Annotated in this window: 13 protein-coding genes; 11 read left to right on the forward strand and 2 right to left on the reverse strand. The window is 67.9% G+C overall.

What is annotated here, in order from left to right; translation table 11 throughout:
- The first annotated feature begins 665 nt into the window (after positions 1-665).
- The 4 genes from ABD143_RS21745 to ABD143_RS21760 all read left to right on the forward strand — a co-directional run bounded on the left by ABD143_RS21745 (position 666) and on the right by ABD143_RS21760 (position 2,736).
- Positions 666-1,118 carry a hypothetical protein gene (locus ABD143_RS21745; protein ID WP_343981374.1) on the forward strand — a complete coding sequence of 151 codons (453 nt, stop codon included), beginning with the start codon at positions 666-668 and terminating at the stop codon, positions 1,116-1,118.
- A 65-nt stretch (positions 1,119-1,183) separates the two neighbouring features.
- Positions 1,184-1,621, forward strand: coding sequence for a hypothetical protein (locus ABD143_RS21750; protein WP_343981376.1), 438 nt, complete (start codon positions 1,184-1,186; stop codon positions 1,619-1,621).
- A gap of 175 nt (positions 1,622-1,796) precedes the next feature.
- A complete protein-coding gene (locus ABD143_RS21755) occupies positions 1,797-1,955 on the forward strand; it encodes a hypothetical protein (protein ID WP_343981379.1) in 159 nt (52 codons plus the stop codon).
- Positions 1,956-2,565: 610 nt separating this feature from the next.
- Positions 2,566-2,736, forward strand: a complete 171-nt coding sequence (locus tag ABD143_RS21760) for a hypothetical protein (RefSeq protein ID WP_343981381.1) — start codon at positions 2,566-2,568, stop codon at positions 2,734-2,736.
- A gap of 137 nt (positions 2,737-2,873) precedes the next feature.
- On the opposite strand, the gene ABD143_RS21765 is transcribed toward ABD143_RS21760, so the two are convergent.
- Positions 2,874-4,904 carry a 3'-5' exonuclease gene (locus ABD143_RS21765; protein ID WP_343981384.1) on the reverse strand — a complete coding sequence of 677 codons (2,031 nt, stop codon included), beginning with the start codon at positions 4,902-4,904 and terminating at the stop codon, positions 2,874-2,876.
- A gap of 374 nt (positions 4,905-5,278) precedes the next feature.
- On the reverse strand, positions 5,279-6,802 hold the full coding sequence (locus tag ABD143_RS21770) for a DUF6416 domain-containing protein (RefSeq protein ID WP_343981387.1): 1,524 nt from the start codon (positions 6,800-6,802) through the stop codon (positions 5,279-5,281).
- 247 nt (positions 6,803-7,049) lie between these two features.
- Here ABD143_RS21770 and ABD143_RS21775 point away from each other — a divergent pair, with 247 nt between their 5' ends.
- The 7 genes from ABD143_RS21775 (at position 7,050) to mads7 (ending at position 19,008) form a co-directional block, all read left to right on the forward strand.
- Entirely contained in the window at positions 7,050-7,475 is a 426-nt protein-coding gene (locus ABD143_RS21775) for a hypothetical protein (RefSeq protein ID WP_343981390.1), read from the forward strand.
- A gap of 221 nt (positions 7,476-7,696) precedes the next feature.
- Positions 7,697-9,937, forward strand: a complete 2,241-nt coding sequence (gene mads2, locus ABD143_RS21780) for a methylation-associated defense system DNA methyltransferase MAD2 (RefSeq protein WP_343981394.1) — start codon at positions 7,697-7,699, stop codon at positions 9,935-9,937.
- Positions 9,934-11,220, forward strand: a complete 1,287-nt coding sequence (mads3, locus tag ABD143_RS21785; protein ID WP_343981397.1) for a methylation-associated defense system AAA family ATPase MAD3 — start codon at positions 9,934-9,936, stop codon at positions 11,218-11,220. Before mads2 ends, mads3 begins: the two co-directional genes overlap by 4 nt.
- Positions 11,220-11,864 carry a methylation-associated defense system protein MAD4 gene (gene mads4 / locus ABD143_RS21790; RefSeq protein ID WP_343981401.1) on the forward strand — a complete coding sequence of 215 codons (645 nt, stop codon included), beginning with the start codon at positions 11,220-11,222 and terminating at the stop codon, positions 11,862-11,864. Before mads3 ends, mads4 begins: the two co-directional genes overlap by 1 nt.
- Complete coding sequence (gene mads5 / locus ABD143_RS21795) at positions 11,861-13,285, forward strand: methylation-associated defense system restriction endonuclease subunit S MAD5 (protein WP_343981404.1); 1,425 nt, start codon at positions 11,861-11,863, stop codon at positions 13,283-13,285. Before mads4 ends, mads5 begins: the two co-directional genes overlap by 4 nt.
- A complete protein-coding gene (mads6, locus tag ABD143_RS21800; protein WP_343981407.1) occupies positions 13,286-17,368 on the forward strand; it encodes a methylation-associated defense system protein kinase MAD6 in 4,083 nt (1,360 codons plus the stop codon). It begins immediately after the preceding gene.
- On the forward strand, positions 17,368-19,008 hold the full coding sequence (gene mads7, locus ABD143_RS21805; RefSeq protein ID WP_343981409.1) for a methylation-associated defense system protein MAD7: 1,641 nt from the start codon (positions 17,368-17,370) through the stop codon (positions 19,006-19,008). Before mads6 ends, mads7 begins: the two co-directional genes overlap by 1 nt.

Below are 19,008 nucleotides of genomic sequence, written 5' to 3' on the forward strand. Positions count from 1 at the left end.
GCATGTCATCGCGCAGACACGCCGCATCTCACGACCTTGCCGACGCCCTTAGGGGGCACACGGACCGTGGGGCGACCAGATCGTCTTCGTGTTCGACGGTGGTGCATTCGGCCCGGCCGCGGCTGGCGCGATTCGACTCACAGATCCTGAGCTGGCCGGCTGACAGTTCGTCGGGCTGGCGGAGGCCGAGAGCCGCCTTCACCCTGCGCTGTGGCGTCGCCTCCGACGGGCATACGAGGCACTGGACGACGGCACCACCGACTACTGCGAGCGTGAAGATCGATTGTCGCCGCGTCGCCACAAATTGACAGGAGTGGACCTCCTGTGTCAGTAGATAGATCCTCGTCCGCCGACGGTAGCTGATCCTGCGCCGGATCGTTAACGAATGCAAACGAAAGCGGAGGAACCGTTGCGTCAGATCTGCGGAGTTCGTACGCTGAGCCGAGCCGTTCAGGCACTTCGCTTCGGGGGGTCCGATGAATTCTGATTCTGTCGGCAATGCTGTCTATTCACATTTGCGTCCGATGCGACGCGGACGCGCCCGCAGGCGCTCAAGGCGGACAATCCTTCTGGGAGTTGCACTCAGTGTGCTAATAGCAGCCAGCCCTACTGCCGTTGCGCACGCAAGTGGCGCGCAGGGTCCGCCGCTTCCACCAGGCACCCTGGTGGCCCCTGTCGAGAAGGACTGCCCACGAAACACCGAGCAGTACCCAAACGAGGCGTTCCCGAACGCGGAGGCAATATACTCCTGCCAGTTCGTGGTCCAAGACAACGGCAACACGGGTTATCCGGTCATCATACGCCTGGGTCGTCCGGGCCCCCTTGGATCTGGCGCGTTCGGGTTGATCCACTATACGGTCGACCACAACGTGTCGGACGAAATGGTGGCTGCAGTGATCGCCAACAACGCCGCAGGTCTAAGACGACGCGATGGTCGATATGTGTACGGACTGCGCGGAGTCGCATTCGGCGAGACGATCTACACAGTTGAGGTGATCGTCGACAGGTCGAAGTCTGTGGACGGCCACGACTTCGGCGTGGTGACGGCGTACTGTCTCGGGCCGACTGTGTGTCCGGAAGGTTTGGAAGAGTCTATGAGAGCACTCTACGTTCGATGACCACTGGGTCCCTGGCTGACCAGGAGCATCTATCATCAGCCCTGACTTGGGGAGGATGAGCCGGAGTGAACGCGCATGAAGCCGAGAGGCTTGCTGCACTGGTCCAGGAGCAATGGCTGGATCGGGTGCAGCCATCTCAACCTGCCCCGCCGCGCGACGGCGCAGGCGCCGACGTGCAGCTCGGCAAGGCGCCGGGTGCGTACTGGCCGTTGGGTGCAACGGCTCCCTCGGCCACAGCGGATCGTCACGCTGGCGTGGACCTCATCGGGGCGAAGTCCGTCGGCGTCAGCTTGATGGTCGGCTTCACCCTCCGCGATACCCCCGGGCGGGAGTACCTGCTTCACTTCGACCTCACCGAGATGCCGGTCGAGTTGGACGCCGCAGCGAACTCAATCTACGAGGCGTTGTTCTTGCTCACCGATCCGGCTCGGTGGGAGCAGTCCCGTGCGCGCCTGCTGACGCTGTCGCCCGAAGTCGAGCTCCTGCCCGTTCGGGGAGCATGAGCAGTCGACCAAGTCCGAGTCAGGCCTCAGCCGGGCGGCGGGCGACGATCAGGTCGTCCAGCCAGCACCGAGATCCACTGCTGCGTGCCGTCGCGCACGCACCGGGGCCATGGTCGGGAGATCGCACACATGTGCGTGCCTGGCGCGATGCGGGCTTCACAGTCGACGGCCTGTCATGGGCCGCGAAGTGACCTTCGTGCGGACAAACCTGCGAGCAAAGATCACCACCGACGGCGGCATCAACCGAGAGAGCAGCGCGCCCGAGCAAGGTGCAGAGCAGGAACGTGACACAGTCCGCGGCGACGTCCTCCTCGTCACCTGCGTCAAGACGTGACTGATGACGGCCCCGGCGCGTACCACCGCGCGTTGCCCCGCCTTTCACCGACCCGAATCCCCCGTCGTCGCACTGACATGTCAGCCGCGGCTCGCGAGCTGGGACGCGGCCGGCTATCCCGCTCAGGTTGCCCTTTCGGTCTTCCTCGACCACGCCGAGCAGGACCTCCGCGAGCATCTACGGGCACGGGCGCCCTGGGCGCTGGAACTGGACGTCGGGCTCCCCGCAGCGACCCGGCTGCTCGACCACCACGATCTCGACAACTACCTCTATCCGCTCGCCCGGCGCCTCGGAAGCCGCCACATCGTCTCCGCCCGAGCCCGCAAGCGGTACGGAGACCGATCACTGGCCCGGCTCGACACCGCCCGCCCCGCTGACCCGCCGCTGGACCGGACGATCCATCGGCTGCACACCACGGCGTCGGCCGACACAAGCGCGTACAAGCAGCAGATTCACGAGCAGCTCACGGCATCGGGTGCCCAGCCCATGCCTGCCGGCTGCCCCGTGTCGGCGGTGATCGGGTTCCGGTGCGGGCCGGCCAGGAACTGGCTGAACCTGTGGAAACCCGACCCTCGACGCGCTCGGCCCGCTGCTCGGCGAGGGCGACCGCATGTGGAGTCCCCGCGACGGCACGATCGTCGACCTCGCCCTCCATCTGCTCGTCGACCCCGCCATTCGCTGGGACGTCGAGGTCTTCGTCGGTGTCTCGCCGACGGAGTCTCCGCCGAGCCTGCAAGACGGCTACAGGACGGGGGCGGTGTCGTCACTGTCCGGCAGGTAGCGAGCGCGGACAGCGCCAGACCAGTCAACCAGTCCGGCCTGCTCGCTCACGACGTCGAGGAACGCGCTAAGCCCCCACCAAGCCACCGGGCTGCGGTCTGCTCCTCGGCCACCGCTGCTGAGGCCACCCAAAACCGGTCAGATTCTGGTCTGTTGTGCGCGATGCTGCAATCTGCGGGCGACTTCAAGCCGTTGCAGGAACCTTGCCTGAGACGGCCCTGGAGTGAATCCTTCAGGCAGAGCTTCTTCCCAACGCTCGAGGATGACGACCTCGGCGTCGTAGTTGCGGCGACGGCGGTAGATCACGGCTGCCCGCGCCGTATAGGCGGGTGCTGGCGGGCCGCCGCTCACCTGAGCGAACCGTTCGGCCGCGTCGATGAGCTCGAGCAGAAGCACCAGTGCTGTGTCGTCACGTTTTGCAGCTCGATGCTCGTCAAGCACTGGGACCCAGTCGACGTAGAACCGTCCGCGGACCTGACCGGCAACCTCCTCAAGGTGCTTCAGGTCATCGTAGATGCCCGAAGACCAGGATCCGCCAGCAGCTTGGTATCGGTCGAACTCCACGCGAAGGGCCGCCCCAAGTTCAGCCGCACGTGCAGGGGAAATGGGCGCTCCGGTGAGGCGGGCGTCCCGCACACGCTTCCACGCAGCCAGAACAGCGTGGCCCTGCGGGAGGTTGATCTCGGTTACCTCTTGCTGCCAAGTTCGCGAGGGCGGCAGCTCGTCGGATTCCCCGCAATCCTCGATTTCGTATTCGTCATCCTCTTGCCAGTTTTGAATCTCCCACTCGGGTGGCCGTTCGGTGATGTGCCAGCGATGCCGAAAATATGCATCTTGCTCGGCGACGTACCGGTCTCGTTCCGCTTGCCAGCGGACCTGCTCCTCTTGCCGCTGGCGTTCGGCCGCGGCTGCGGCTTCAAGCACCGGCCGTAGATGTTCACGCGCCTCGGCGGCGACTAACACGGGGATCGCAAACTCGCGTGCCCGCTCCAGTTGCGCACTCGTTCCGCGGGGGTCCATCGCCACCATAAGGCGCACGGTCCCGGTGATGCGCTTGGCGATCGCGCCGCCGTTATCCACGACAAGCCGAGCAACTGACTCAACATCTGGCGCTGTCCCATCTACACCGATACGCCAACCCTTGAGATAGCCGGTACTCGTGGGGGTCGGCTCTGAATCGAGCTCGAGGTCGGCAGCGAGTGAGGGATGCCCAAGATCGTGCGCAAGCTGGCTCAGCCGCTGGCGCAAGCCCATCGGCAGGCGATCTGACTGGCTCAGGTCGAGGTCGGCGGTCGCCCGCTCCCACGCCTTGCGATGCTCCGCGATGAGTCGCTGCTGGGTGAAGCCGGCTCGGCGGGCGAGCAACTCCATCCGCCATCCCTCGTCGCCGGTGACGCGCCGGTCGGCGATGATCTCGTCTAGCGCGCTGACGTACTGCTGCGCACCGTCCGAGTCCACCGGGTGCTCGGCGCCCAGCGGAAAGCGGCGGGCGATGGCGCCGAGGTAGCCGTCCTTGCGTCGCGTCAGTCGGACAGCACGAGGAACGATCCGGCCGGGCGAGTGGGCGAACACGTCACGCTCGCCTGGCGTCGGCCCCACAAGCCACAGCGGCGCGGGCGCACTGGCCAACAGCCACTGCATGAGGGTCGTCAGCGCCCGACAGTCTCCCAGCGCGGTGTGGGAATCCTCGATCCACTCCGACGCCGCAGTCCGATACAGCGACTGCAACGAATAGCTTGGCCCGTCGAGCTGGCTTCGACAGGCAACGGCGCTGCAAACTCCGACGAGATGCGGCATCGGCTGCCCCAAGCGCGCCAGCTCGGCGGCGAGAAATTTGTCCTCGAACGGCAGATTGTGCGCGACCACAACGGATCCGACCAGCATTCGGCTGAGGTCTGGCCAGGCGTCGCCGAACGTAGGCGCATCGGCCACATCCTCATCAGTGATCCCGTGGTACTCGGACGCCCCAATCGGGCGCTGCGGATCAATCAAAGTCGTGTACTCGTCTATGAGGGTGCCATCAGCCCGAAACCGCACGACCGCCACCTCGCATACCCGATCACTGCGAGCGTCCAACCCAGTGGTCTCGAGATCTAACGCCGCGTACAGCGGTTCGACTGCAGCGACATCAGACCGGTGCCGGGTGAGATACGCCGGTTGGAACAGCATGAGAGGATGCGACAGCCCCTCTGACTGCACTGACGATCGAGGCCGAGTCTGCTCTACCCCATACCCGTCAAATTCACCAGATAGCATCTTGACATGCACGGCTGCCTCGGCAACCTTCCCGTCCTGGACGGCGTCCACGCCCTCCATGCGCCCGAGCAAGCGACCCAACCACCCCACGAGAACCCCTTATCCACTTACACACAGCAGCGATTACTGTAAGCCAACTATCATCCGAGCAGCGACGTACATTCCACCCATGCGTCTGGCTCGTTATGCGTCGCAGCGGGCGAGGCCGACGGGTCGGCGACGAGGAAATTCCGAGGAAATTCTGCGGGAGTACGTGCTAGCCCCGGAACACGTTCTCGCGGTGCCAATTAAAGTACCCCTGACTGTCGGCGGTGAAGGCCATACAGGGCCTTCCTCGGAGCTTCTTGAGGTGCTCTCAGGGCCCCGTCCACGGCCCCTTCGCTCGTCGTCACGAAGCCGTCCGTTCCGACCGCGAGGTAGCCGGATTCGAACAGAGCGTCGCATCCGAACGCACAGGCGGACATCGCGACACTGTCGAGGTCGCGCTTCTCGTAGTCACTGCAGATGCTACGCCGCTTGATATGGGCGGCGTAGAAGAATCGCACCGGATAGGTCTCGCCGCAAAGCGCACATGTGCCGTTGTCCTGCGCCCCGAACAGGCGGCGGCGCAGCATGGCCTGTTCGCCGCGCTGCTCGACCTGCCTCACATGCGTGAGGCTCCCCTCGAAGGTGAGCTCGTTGTCGTCAGCATCACGCCCCTCGTCACCATCGAAGCTAGCGAGAGTGAGCATCGGCGGGCTGCCGTGCACCCGCGCTCCGGGCAAGGTCAGTAAAACCGCGCCGATGAACGAGCTGCGGTACCCGAGGTGCTCCGGATCCACGACGACGCCGCCGCTGTTGGCGCGAAGCATGTCGAGTGCGTGTTGCACCTGTTCAATTGGCACAGGCTGGCCGTCCGGTGCTCGCTTGGTGGCCACCAGAACGTTCGGCGACGTCACCCCGACGATGCAATTGCGCTGACCGCGCAGAGTCGAGAGCGGGACACCGATCAGCCTCCGGAGGAGGTCGGCGGCATCCTCTCGAACCTCAGCCGGGTACGCCCCCATCCCGGACGCGTGAGTGCCGGGATCAGGAGAAGCAGGCTCGTCCACCAGCCGTTCCAACTGACCGACGACTCCGGGCGGATCGTCGGTCGCGGGAATCGGGAGCACGAGGTCCAGGCTGCGGGGAGAGACCGACGTACGGTGCCGCGCGTCACGGAGCAAGTTGGCAACGGACTCCGTCATCCAGTAATGCGTTCGGCCGTCCCGCTTGGGAAATGCCCAGAACTGCTCCATGCCTGCGGCCTTGCACAGTCGACCAGCCTGGCCGAGAAGTCCCTGAACCGCCGAAGCTTCCCGCGAAGGCCGGAGGAGCTGCCCGATCTCCGCGCCGGTGAACTGCCTTCCCGGACTCTCCATGAGAATCTCCAGGAGGCTCTTGGCGTCCTCAGTCAGCTGGCTCCAGATAGATCTGGCGAGGTCTTGGTCCGCGGGGGTCCAGCGGCGGCGCGCATCCTCACGGTCAGGTCCTGCGGCGATGGCGGTCAGGGGGAACTCCGCTCGAGTAGTACTTGCATGACAGGGGCACCTGGCCCCTTGAGCACGGATCGAGGAGCCGAGGATCGCCGTTACGTCCGGGGCTGTGAACCGCGGGCGGCTGCCCCTGCCGGCGAGGCTTCCGCCGTCGCCGAGGGGATAGTTCGCGTGAGCTCTGATTCTGGTGAGTCGCCTGTCCCCATGGTCGGAGGTGTGCACGACGAGAAGTTGACGGCCCCCAGCTCGACGGTATGCGGGCTCCTGGAGCGTCGCCGTCGACTGACAGTCGACCACGAAGCCGTGATGACGTGCTGGGAGGTGTGTGGGACCGTCGAGTCGACTAGGCCCGCTTCCGGCCGTGCCCGACGAGCGTCACCGTTCGCGCGCGGGGGCTGCGCCGCCGAGCGTCAATCCGCCCCGGCGGGCGCACCGGGTGAACCACACTCGCGCGATGCGGCATCCGAGAGCGCTCGACTCTCGCCTCCGTCCTCGGTCGGTCGCGTCGGAGGGCGCGGGCGGTCACTGCGGCCGGGGCAGCGGCGTGAGGCACCGCTTCGTGATCTTCGTCGGGGCGACCGTCGTTCTCGCGGTGACCGTGGCGAGCTGCTCGCCGGGCCCGAACCCAGCCGCGCCGGCAGGTGCGGACACGCTGTCGATCGAGCGGCCCGGCTTCCCACCGAACGCGCCAGCGGTCGGCGACCTGGCCGCGCTGGTGGTCGAACGCGGCCGCGCGGCGCTCACCTACCGCGGCGCGCCCGTGGTGCAGGCCTGCGACCTGGTTACCCTCGACGACATCACCGCCGCCGGACTCGCGGTCGTCGGCGGGACGACCGCCGGCCTGGTCGAACGCAACTACCTCGAGCGGCAGGGCGACGCAACCTCCCGCTGGAGGCCACGCACCTGTTCGCCAAGGACACACCTGCTGCGTCTACACCCTCGGCGAGGACGGCGCCCGCGCCGCGATTAGCGTGTGTCCCGCCTGCCCGGGGGGACTGCGAGCCCAAGGGGCCGGGACGTGGCACTGCAGCGCGAGCCCGGCTTCGACGGAGCGCAGCATGCGGCCAGCGACGGCGTCGATGTTGGGAACCTCGACCCAAGCAGCGAACCCGCTGGCCCGCGAGTTGCACGAGCTGGCAGCGAATCCTCGCGGCGCCTCCTGCGGGCGAGGGTGCCGCGTTGGTCAAGGCCGTGACCGCCTTGACGGCATCGACTCCCGTGCTGACCCGCGTCGAGCCAGGGTTCGGCGGCGCCGCGAGCGTGACTACGATCGACAGTCCAGTCGGGCAAGCAAGGAAGTTAGGTGTGCCGATGGGCCAGGCGACGCCCGTTCAGGCCGACGCGAAGAGTGAGGAGCCGCAGGTCGGGGACGTCGCCCTGAAGACGGCTGCAGCGGCGTCGTTGCCGGACAACATGCTCGTCGACTACATCTCCGGTGACGTCATCGCGGCAACACCGAAGGAGCTCGTCCGGCAGCACATCGCCCGCGCCCTGTTCCACGAGTACGAGATCTCCGTCGAGGACATGGCGCGGGACTTCCCGATCACTCTCGAAAGCGGAGGCCGCCGCCGCCGCAAGCGGGCCGACATCGCGGTCTTTGCGAGTCGCAGCGCGCACACTGTGGAGAACCTGCGTCGCATCGTCGTCTGCAAGCCGGAGCCGAAGAACGGCAACACCGTCACACGGATCCGCACCCCGCAACAGGCCGAGCGCGACCTCGGCGACCTCCGCGACCTGCTCGGCGACGAGCGCACCCCAGAGTTGCGGTACGGCATGTGGACGAACCGGCTGGAGCTGTTCTTCCTGGAGAAGACAGTCGAGCGGTTCGGTCCCCGATACGCCTCCATCGCGGACTGGCCGCTCACCGGTGAGGTCGGCAGCCGGGACGTGGTGTCGCACGCTCGCCTGCGGCGCGCCGACCCCGGCATGTTGAAGGCCGCGTTCCGGCGCTGCCATAACTACATCCACGGCAATGAAGGCATGCCCAAGGACGCTGCGTTCTGGCAGTTTCTGTACTTGTTGTTCGCCAAGATCCACGACGAACGTTCGGCGTTGCGCGGCATCCCGCAACGATTCTTCGCCGGACTTCACGAACCGTTCACCACAGAGGGTCAGCGCGAGATCGGGATCCGTGTCCGCGCCCTGTTTGACGAGGTCAAGGGCCGCTACCCGCTGTTCACCGCGCGCGACGAGCTCTCGATGTCCGACCGGGCGCTCGCGTTCCTCGTGGGCGAGCTCGCGCCCTACGACTTCGCCAACAGCGGCATCGATGCCAAGGGCCTCGCCTACCAGGAACTGGTGGGGTCGAACCTGCGCGGCGACCGCGGCCAATACTTCACCCCGCGCGCTGCGGTCGACCTGATGGTCGAGATCCTCGATCCGCAGGAGCACGAGGTGGTGCTCGACCCGGCGTCGGGTACCGGCGGCTTCCTCCGTGGCACGTTGCAGCATCTGTTGGAGACGTGGCGGGCGGAGGAGGGCACCGCGGGCCGCCCCGACACCGACGCCCAGTCCGAGGAGCATCGCGCCCGCCTGGAGCGCTACGCCCGCGACCATCTGTTTGGTGCCGACTTCGACCCGTTCCTGGTGCGCGCCACCAGCATGAACGTGATGATGCTCGCCGGGATCCAAGACCAGAGCAACGTCTACCACCTCGACTCGATCGCCTTCCCCGGTGGCCACCTGGAGGGGCTCGCCGAGGCCCGCAAGCGCATCCCGCTCGGCAGCATCGACGTGCTGATGACCAACCCGCCGTTCGGCGCCGACATCAAAATCAACGACCCGGACGTACTCGACCAGTACCGCGACGGGGTTGCCCGGCCGTGGACGCGGGATCGGGCCACCGGCGAGCTCACCACCAGTCTGACCAGCTCCGGGGTGTCGGCGATGTCGCCGGAGCAGCTGTTCGTCCAGCGCAGTGTGGAGTGGCTGCGGCCCGGCGGGCGGATGGGCATCGTGCTCCCCAACGGGATCCTGTCCAATCCCGGCCCGATCGACGCAGCCATCCGCCGCTGGGTGCTGGAGCAGTGCTGGGTGCTGGCCAGCATCGAGCTGCCGATGCAGACGTTCGTGGCCGAGGCCGGCGTCAACATCATCACCTCGCTGCTGTTCCTCAAGCGCAAGACCGACGACGAAGTGCGTGCGGGGCTGATGGGTGCCCCGCCGGACTATCCGATCTTCATGGCGATCGCCGAGCAGGTGGGCTTCGACCGGCGCAACAACCCGGTATACCGACGCACCCCGGACGGCGAGAAGATCCTCACCGAGCAAATCGAGCAGGAGTGGATCCGGACCAACGGGCACCGCGAGGTGCGCACTCTTCACCGGCGGCTGCCGGAGCTGGACAATGACCTGCCACTGATCGCCGAGCAGTACCGGGAGTTCCGGCGGCGGTATCCCGAGCCCGGTGATCCGGCCCGAGGCCGGGAGTGATCACCCGAATCGAGGCCTACAACTACCGTTGCTTCCGGCAGCTGTCGGTCGAGGTGGCGCCTTACCAGGTGCTCGCCGGGGCGAACGGCTCGGGCAAGACGACGTTGCTCGACATCCCAATGGTGCTGGGCGACCTGGTCCGGGCCGACCGGGTCGTGGAGGCGTTCCTTCGCCGCCCGGATGGGACACCGCGGGCGGGCAGCCTCACCGACCTGCTGCACCGCGGAGCGGGCACCGACATCGTCTTCGCGGTGGAGGCACGCTTGCCCGCGGACGTGGAGACGACCTTGGCCAGTGGTAGCACCGCCACTCGGCGCGCTGCGCCGACACACGTGCGCTACGAGCTGCGACTCGAGGTGTTCAACCGGCAGCTGCAGGTCGCCGAGGAGTACCTGTACCTCTTCGCCGCCGACGACGGCGCGCCCCAACCCGGTGTTCCGATGCAGGGCGCCAGCGCCGGCGGGTCCAAGGTGCCGGGCAGCAAGTGGTGGCCGATCATCGTAAGGCGCGGGGGCGGGTCACCAACCGAACTGTCGGGCGAGACCACCAGCCGCCGTTCGCGGCTGCCCAGCCTGCGGATCGAACCCGAGCAGCTCGCCCTCGCCTCGGTGCCCGCGGACGAAAGCCTGTTCCCCGCTGCTCGCTGGTTCATCGGGCTGCTGCGCGGCCGCGCCGTGCTCTACGACCCCGACTGGGACACGCTGCGCCGCCCGGCCCCACCCGGCGACGCCGCCGAAGTACTCCCCGACGGGCGCAACACGCCCTGGCTGGCACTCGCCCTGCGCGAGAATGACCCGACCGGCTACGAACTCTGGGTCGACCACGTCCGGACCGGACTGCCCCAGGTCGATGGCATCGACGTACGCGAACGCGAGGAGGACCACCACGCCTACTTCGTGGTCCGCTACGTCGGTGGCCACCGGGTGAGCTCGTCGGGGTTGTCGGACGGCACCGTCCGCATCCTCGCACTGACCCTGCTGCCCTACCTGCCGCCGAGCGCGCTCCCTACCCTGCTCGCCACCGAGGAACCGGAGAACGGCATCCACCCGCAGGCCATCGAGACGGTGCTGACCGCTCTCCGGTCGATCCGCGACAGCCAGGTGTGGATCTCCACGCACTCGCCGGTCGTGCTCGCCCGCACGTCGCTCGACGACGTACTGGCGGCGCGGTTGAACGACGACGGCTCGGCCGATGTGATCCACGGCAACGAGCACCCCCGGTTGCGGGACTGGCACGGCTCGATCGACCTCGGCTCGCTGTTCGCCTCCGGGGTCCTGTCCTGATGCGGGACGTGGTGTTCCTGGTCGCCGACTCGACCATGCAGCAGACCCTGGAGGGGTTCTTCGGCCGCGACGGTTTCCACCACAGCCTGGGCTGCGGATCCGTCGATATCGATCCGCGGGCCAACCGGGACGTGTTCGTGGCGGCCGGTCAGAACGATCCTGGCCTCTACGCCCGCGCCGATGAGCTACTCCGCCCGCACTGCACCACGCACCGGCGAGCTGTCGTCATGCTGGACGCCGACTGGGACGGCAGCCCCGGCAAGCCCGCGATCGACCGCCACGTCTCGACGCTGGTCGCCAACGTGTGGAAGTCCGACGAGGTGGCGGTGATCGTGCTGGAGCCGGAGATCGAGGCGTGGTTCTGGCAGCCCCACAGTCCGCACGTGAAGGCCGCGATGAACTACCGCGGCGACCGACCCTACCGCGAGGTGCTCGCGCGGGCCCAGCACTGGCCGGACGGCGTCACGAAGCCACCACGACCGAAGGAGGCGCTGGAGTACATGCGCAAGGCCCACCGCGCCGATCTCTCGCCCGCCGTCCTGCGTCGGGCGGCTCAGCACGTGTCCGTGCGCCGGTGCCAGGACCCGGCGTTCGGTCTGCTGCAGGACACGCTGTGTCGTTGGTTCCCGGGGGAGGGCCGGTGAAGACCACCAACCTGGAGAACCCGGTGCGGCTGGAGTGGCTGCTCCAACAGAATCTTCGCCTCGACGCGCGTCCGTACGTCGGGGGCGCGTTCGACGCCCGCGACCTGCTCAAACTCCTGACGGTGCCGACGGACACATTGGCAAGCCTTACCACTGGGCACGCTGGCGGGCTCTACAACGGTCCGATCTTCCGGCGGATCTTCGTGAACGATCGGCAGCACGGCGTGCCGTTCCTCGGCAGCGCAGACATGCTGGAATCCGATCTCAGCCATCTGCCACTGCTCCGTCGCGAAGACGCCGAATCGGCGAAGCTCGCCTTTCTGAGAGTTTCCCCCGGAACGACGTTCATCTCGTGCTCGGGGACGGTGGGCCGGGTGGTGTATGCGCGACCCGACATGGTCGGGTCCTGGTCGTCGCAGGACACGATCAAGGTCGTGGCCGATCCGGAGCGGATCCGGCCGGGCTATCTGTTCACGGTTCTCGCCAGCCGCTTCGGCACCGCCATTCTGATCAACTCCCGTTCGGGGACCGGCATCCGGCATCTCGAACCGGCCCAGGTGGCGGATCTACCGATCCCGCGTTTCGGTGGCGACGTCGAGGGCAGAATCCACGATCTGGTCGAGGAGGCGGCAGTGCTCCGCGCGGCGTACCAACGCAAGCTGGTAGCCGCAACCGAGGACCTGTTCACCAGCGCCGGCCTTCCGGAGCTGATCGACCTGGACTGGCACGCCCGTCCTCGTGACCTCGGTTTCAGCGTCAACGCCGCCGACGCGGTCACCCTGCGCGCGCTCAACCACAGCCCCCGTGCACGATGGGTCGCCGACCGGATTCGTTCGGTGCCACACCGCACCCTCTCCGATATCTGCTCGAACGGCGAAATATCCTCCGGCAGCCGTTTCACTCGGGTGCCGGCGCAACCCGGGCACGGATCGCTACTTGTTGGTCAGCGACAAGGATTCTGGATGCGCCCAGAGGGCCGCTGGATCAGCACCCGCGATTCCCCGGACGATGTTAATGCAGCGGACGAAACTGTCTTGATAGCTCGACGCGGCACGCTTGGCGAGTCAGAAGTGTACTGCCGATCGATCCTTGTCACGGGCAGCTGGCTACAGTTTGCATACACCGAAGACTTTCTTCGGGTCGCCTCAGGCGATTCAGATGTTCCTGGGGCGTATCTATTTGCCCTATTCCGCTCAGGCGCTGCATTCCGTCTGTTGCGCTCGCTGTCGAGCGGTGGGAAGCAGCAGGACATCCATGACGTCCTGCGCGGCGACATCCCCGTCCCCGTCTGCACCCCCATCGATCGCGAGCGGATCGCCGAGACCGTACGGTCGGCCCATCGTGACCGAGATCTCGCCGACCGGCGGGAGGACGAGGCGTTCGCCGCGCTCGACGCGGCGGTCGAGGGGGCAACGCGGTAGATGGCGACCATCATCGGCGTCGGTGAGCCCGCCAACGACTGCGAGCGCCTGGTCATCGCCCACCTGCGCGACCACGGCCCCGACTCGTGGACCGTCGTTCACAACATGGAGCTCCCCTCCGGCAGGCGGCGTTTCGAGATCGACCTCGTGGTCGTCACGCCGCACGCCGTGTACGTCATCGACGTGAAGGGCACCCGTGGGCAGATCACGGTCGCGCAGAACCGGTGGTATCCCCACGGTCGCACCCCGTTCGCGTCGCCCCTGCCGAAGCTGCGCCAGCACGCGCGGGTCCTGAAGTCGCTGCTCTCCGACGCCAGCCCGCAACTTCGCGGCCTATACGTCGGTCAGCTGCTCGTCCTGTGCGACCCGCAGGCCCAGCTGCGCGATCCGGACCACCGTGACGACCAAGAGGTATGCCACGTCGCCGGTCTCATCCAATGGCTCGACGATCCGGCTCGCGTGCCCCCGGAATTCGACGCCAGGAGCGGTCTGGGCCGGGGCCGGTCGGTGGTGCCCGCGCTTACCGGCCACGCCCGCCCGCCGGCGGGCGCCCGCATCTTCGGCAACTGGGAGGTCGTGGAGCGACTCACCGAATCCGAGGACGGGATCGTGGAGTACCGCGCGCGCAACCGCGCCCTGCCTGGCGGCCCACCCCAGGTCACGCTGCGGGTGCACCCGCTCGACCCCTACCTGCCCGAGCCCGAACGCGTCCGGCAGCGGCACCAGCTGGGCAACGCCTACTCCACGCTCGGCCGGCTGCCGGGACACCCCCACGTGGTCGGCCATCGCGACTTCTTCGTCACCGACGACGAGGCCCGCGGCGTGCTCGTGCTCGACGACACCCCCGGCACATCGCTGCGCCTACGCCTCGATGACGACGAGCCGATGACACGCGACGAGGCACTCCGCATCCTGCGCGGCATGGCGTCCGGCCTCACGCACGCGCACCGCCACCGGATCATGCACCGGGCGCTGAGCCCGGACTCGGTGCTGCTCGCCCCGGACGGCCGAGCGATCCTCATCGGGTTCGACCACGCCCGCGGCGCAGGCCCGCGGGCGGCGACGGTGGTGAACACGCTGCCCGACGTGGTCGATCCCGACTACCTCGCCCCAGAGGGCCACGTCGATATCGGCTCGCTCACCCCGGCGAGCGATGTTTACGCACTCGGAGTGCTCGGGTTCCGGCTGCTGACCGGAGAGCTGCCGTTCGCCGACCGCACCGACCAACACCGGCGGCACAGCAAACTGCCGGTCGAGCCGCTGGACGCCGCCGACGTGCCGGTCGAGCTCCGGGCCTGGCTGCAGTTGCTGTGCGCGCCCGACCCCGCGGAGCGACCGACGATCCCCGAGGCGCTGCGCGGGCTGGACCTCGCCACCCGCAGGCCACCCCGACCGGATCTCCGGCCCGACCCGCCGCCGGTCCGCGACGATGTGGACGACCGTGACCGGTTCCGGGACCTGGAACCGGGCACCGAGATCACCCCGTCGTTGACGATCCGGGAGAAGCTGGGGTCGGGCTCCTTCGGTGTCGTCTATCGCGTGCACAACGCCTTCGCACGCACCGACCAGGCGATGAAGATCGTTTTAGCCGATCCGGGCGACTTGATTGACCGGCTGCGCCAGGAGTACGCCCCGCTGCTGGACATGCCCCAGCACCCCAACGTGGTGCGGGTGCACCACGGCGACCTGGTGCCGGGCTCGACGGTGCCCTACCTGATCTTCGAGTACGTGCCCGGGCGTGACGTGCAGCAGCTCGCCACGGAGTCGCTACTCACCCCGGCCGACGTCCGCGGGCTCGGCATCGACGCCGCTGCGGGCCTGGCCCACATCCACTCCCACGGCGTCTACCACTGCGACATCAAGCCCGGCAACCTGCTCTGGACCGACGCCGGAGCCAAAATCATCGACTTCAACGTGGCGGTCTCCGACGAGTACCTGCTCGCCGACGCAGGATCGGCCCGCTATCTGCCCCCGGACTACGCGCGCCACGATCCCGACCTCGTGGACCGTGACGTCTACGCACTCGGGCTGACTCTGTACGAGGCCTTGACCCGCGGGAACTGGCCGTGGGACGAACGTCGCGCCGCCCCCGCCGGAGTGCCTCCGCGGGACCCCCGCACCTTCACTGACCTGGCCGCGCTCGCTCCTGAGTTCGTCACAGCGCTGCTCACCGCGATCGCGCCCACCAGGGGCGACCGCTACGCCGATGCGGCGGCGTTCCGGATCGCACTGGAACGGGTCCACGAAGCGCAGCGCAGGCCGGCATCGGTCCGGCCCGAACTCGCGCCGACGGTCGACGGCGTGGACAACCCGTTCGTCGCGCACCTCCAGACGCTCTACAGCCAGAGCACCACCTCCAATCGAGGCACCCGGGGCCTCGACCCGCACGAGCACAACGTCTACGTCGCGACTCGGCTGGACGAGCATCTGATCCCTGACGTGCTCGGCGGTGGGCACCGGGTCGTGGTCATCACCGGCAACGCGGGCGACGGCAAGACGGCGTTCCTGGAGAAGCTGGTGAACCACGCCCGCGGTCTAGGCGCCACCGTCTCGACCCCGAGGCCGAACGGCGCCGACTTCACCCTCGACGGCCGCGTCTTCCGGACCAACCTCGACGGTAGCCAGGACGAGGGCGACCGCGCCAATGACGACGTCCTGGCCGAGTTCTTCGACCCCTATAAGGGCGCGGACAGTAGCTCGTGGCCCGCCGACGAGACCCGCCTCATCGCGATCAACGAGGGCCGACTCGTCGACTTCCTTCGTGCCCACGCCACCCGATTCACCGAACTCGCGGCGGCAGTGCACGCCGGCCTCGGCGGGGCCGGCGGGACGCACGAGGGCGTCACATTGGTCAATCTCAACGCCCGCAGCGTCGTCGCCGGGGACGAGGAGTCGATCTTCAACGGGCTGGTGCGGGAGCTGACCAGCCATCGCTTCTGGGCGGCCTGTAACGGGTGCGCTCTCGCGGAGAAGTGCTACGCCCTGCACAACGCCCGCACACTTGGCCATCCCGACGCCGGGGAGCGAATCACCGCGCGGCTGCGCACCCTCTACACCGTCGCTCACCTGCGCGGACGCCTGCACATCACCATGCGCGACCTCCGTTCGGCGCTGGCGTACACACTCACCTCCGGGCGCAGCTGCTCCGATATCCGCGACCTCTACGACCGCGGGAATCCGTCCGAGATTCTCTCCGGGTTCTACTTCCAGAGCTGGCTCGGCCCCGACGACACCGAGGATCGTCTGCTCCGTCTGCTCCGCGAGAGCGACATCAGCGACCGGGCCGACCCGGCGCTCGATCGCGCCCTTGACTTCGGCGGGCCGTCCGCGGGCGCAGCGCTGACCACTGTCGACGGGCGCGGCGACTACGACCAGCGGTTGCTGGAGCGGCTGTTCGAGCTGCTCCCCCGCGGCGGCGACACCGATCCGGACCGGATCGAGCACCACCGGGCCTACATCGGCGCGGCCCGCCGGAGGTTCTTCTTCGAGTCGGCCGACGGCGAGCGGTGGCGCGGACTGCTGTCGCACCGTTCCGCGGCCGAGTTCCTCCGTGAGCTGACGGCCGACGGTCCGTCTCCGGAGGTGGCCAGGGAGATCATCCGCGCGATCAACCGTAGCGAAGGGCTCGCCGACCCCGACAAGCTCGGGGACGCAATGGCACTGGCGGTGCGGCAGGTGCGGGGTGGATCGATCCGCAGCTACCGCCTGTTCCCGCTCGCCGGGTTCCGCGCGGAGCCCGAGGGCCCGCGTGGCTCGCCCTATATCGAGGGCGCACCAGAGCGGCTGCGGCTGAGCTACACAAACCCAGACGCACCCGAGCTCGCACCCGCCGAGATCGCCATCCAGCTCGACCTCTACGAGCTGCTGTGGCGGCTACGCCGGGGTGGCCGCCCGGCCGCCGCCGACATGCAGGGCCGGCACCTGAGTCTCAGCGTCTTCAAGAACATGCTGACCAGTGCGCCTTACCAGGCCGTACTGCTGACCGTCACCGGCCACGACCTGCACGCCATCGACCGGAGCGCCGACGGGGTCCTCACCTTGGACCGCCGGGGTGTGCCCGACCGCGCACCCGAGGAGGCCTGATGGCCCGGTTGACCAAGCTGCACAGCGACTTCCGTCATCCGGGCCTGAGCCACGTCCAGTTCCGCACGCTCGAAATGGACCGCGTGCTCACCGCCTTCCTCGCCCGGCTGCGGTGGCAGGGGCTGCCGAGCAGGCTCGCGCGACACAGCGACCTCGGCGTGGACGACTTCGTCGCTGCGCTGCTCGAACTCGAGCAGAAGGGTGACGGTTTCCGGGGCTTCGCCGAGGCTCCCGACGTCACCCGCCGATGGGTCGAGACCCATCTCGTGGACATGGTGAACCGCGGGCGGCCGACGCAGGCCATCGCGGGCCTGCGCCCCTTGCACGGCTCGACCTACAAGTACCGCAACACCAAGCACTCGCGGCCTGCCGGAGCCGATGAGCAGCTCTACGAGATGCTGTTCGGCGCACCCGACCGACGGGGGAACCAGGCCCTAGCCGACCTGCGCAAGTTCTTTTTCTCCGGGCTGGACGCAGCCACCGGCCGATCCGATCCGGGCGGCCACATTGACGTCGAGACCCAAGCCCTGCTGCACCTGTGTGACAGCAGTGGTGCCCCCGACGACCGTGCCGACACCGGCAGGCCCCGCCGCTCCTATCCACCGTTCTGCCCGTCGAACGCGGCGCTGCTCGCCGATGACGTCCTGCGGCTCATGCATCATCAGCGCGCCATCCCCCGGTCGGTACTCGTCGAGTACCTGAAGATCCTTTTCGCGTTCCATCTCGCGCTGCATCACCTGCGCCTGATCACGGCGCTTCCGCAGATGGCGGCCAGCAACGGCCGGCACCGCTGTCGGCTGCCGAGCGGGCCGACCACGCCGGAGACATCCGGCACCGACTGCGCGTACCGCGTCGGGATCCTCGTCGACGTCGCCGATCGTCCCCGCACCCCGGCCGCAGCGCTGGCCGAGCGGAGCGCGGCGACCTGGTGGCAGCGGATCCCCGCCTACGTCCGCGCCGGGTACGAGGTCAAGAAGCTGGAGGAGTTCGGGGAGCACCTGGTCAAGAGGAGGAAGCTCCCGTCTCCGCAAGGTGGTGTGTTCTCAGTCGAGGACGCGATCACGCTGGGCCGCCGCACCGACGTGCGGGCCGAGCGGGACGCCTTCTTCGAGCAACGGCTCGCCAATGTGATTGACAGTGCCGATCCCGACGAGCTCCCGGACGAGGTGAACCAGATCCTGGAGCTCGACCTGGACAGTCGGACCGCGTACCTCGACATTCTCACTGCGGTGAAGGGCGAGTTTCACCGCAAGTACCTGATCGACTGCCTCGACTCCCTACTGCTCAAGAACCGGCCCGGGGCGCTGGTCGCGCAGCCCCGCGGGCACGCCCGCCGGTTCGTGCTCGACAGCCGGTTGATCGAGGTGCTGCTCCAGATCGCCCTGTTGCGTCCGCACGGCGACCGGTTCGCCACGCAACCGCTGCGCGTCGACGAGATCCTGACGATCCTGCGCGTCCGCTACGGACTTCACGTCGATCGGCTGCCCGACGAGGGGTTCGCGGCCCCGAGCATCGACGACCACGCGGCGCTACGGGCCAACTCGCGGGCGTTCACCGACCGGCTGCGCGAGATCGGGTTCTACTCCGACCTGTCGGATGCCTATCTCACCCAGACCATCCGTCCCCGCTACACGGTCTGA

The organism is Pseudonocardia aurantiaca, assembly GCF_039526725.1.
Lineage (GTDB): Bacteria > Actinomycetota > Actinomycetes > Mycobacteriales > Pseudonocardiaceae > Pseudonocardia > Pseudonocardia aurantiaca.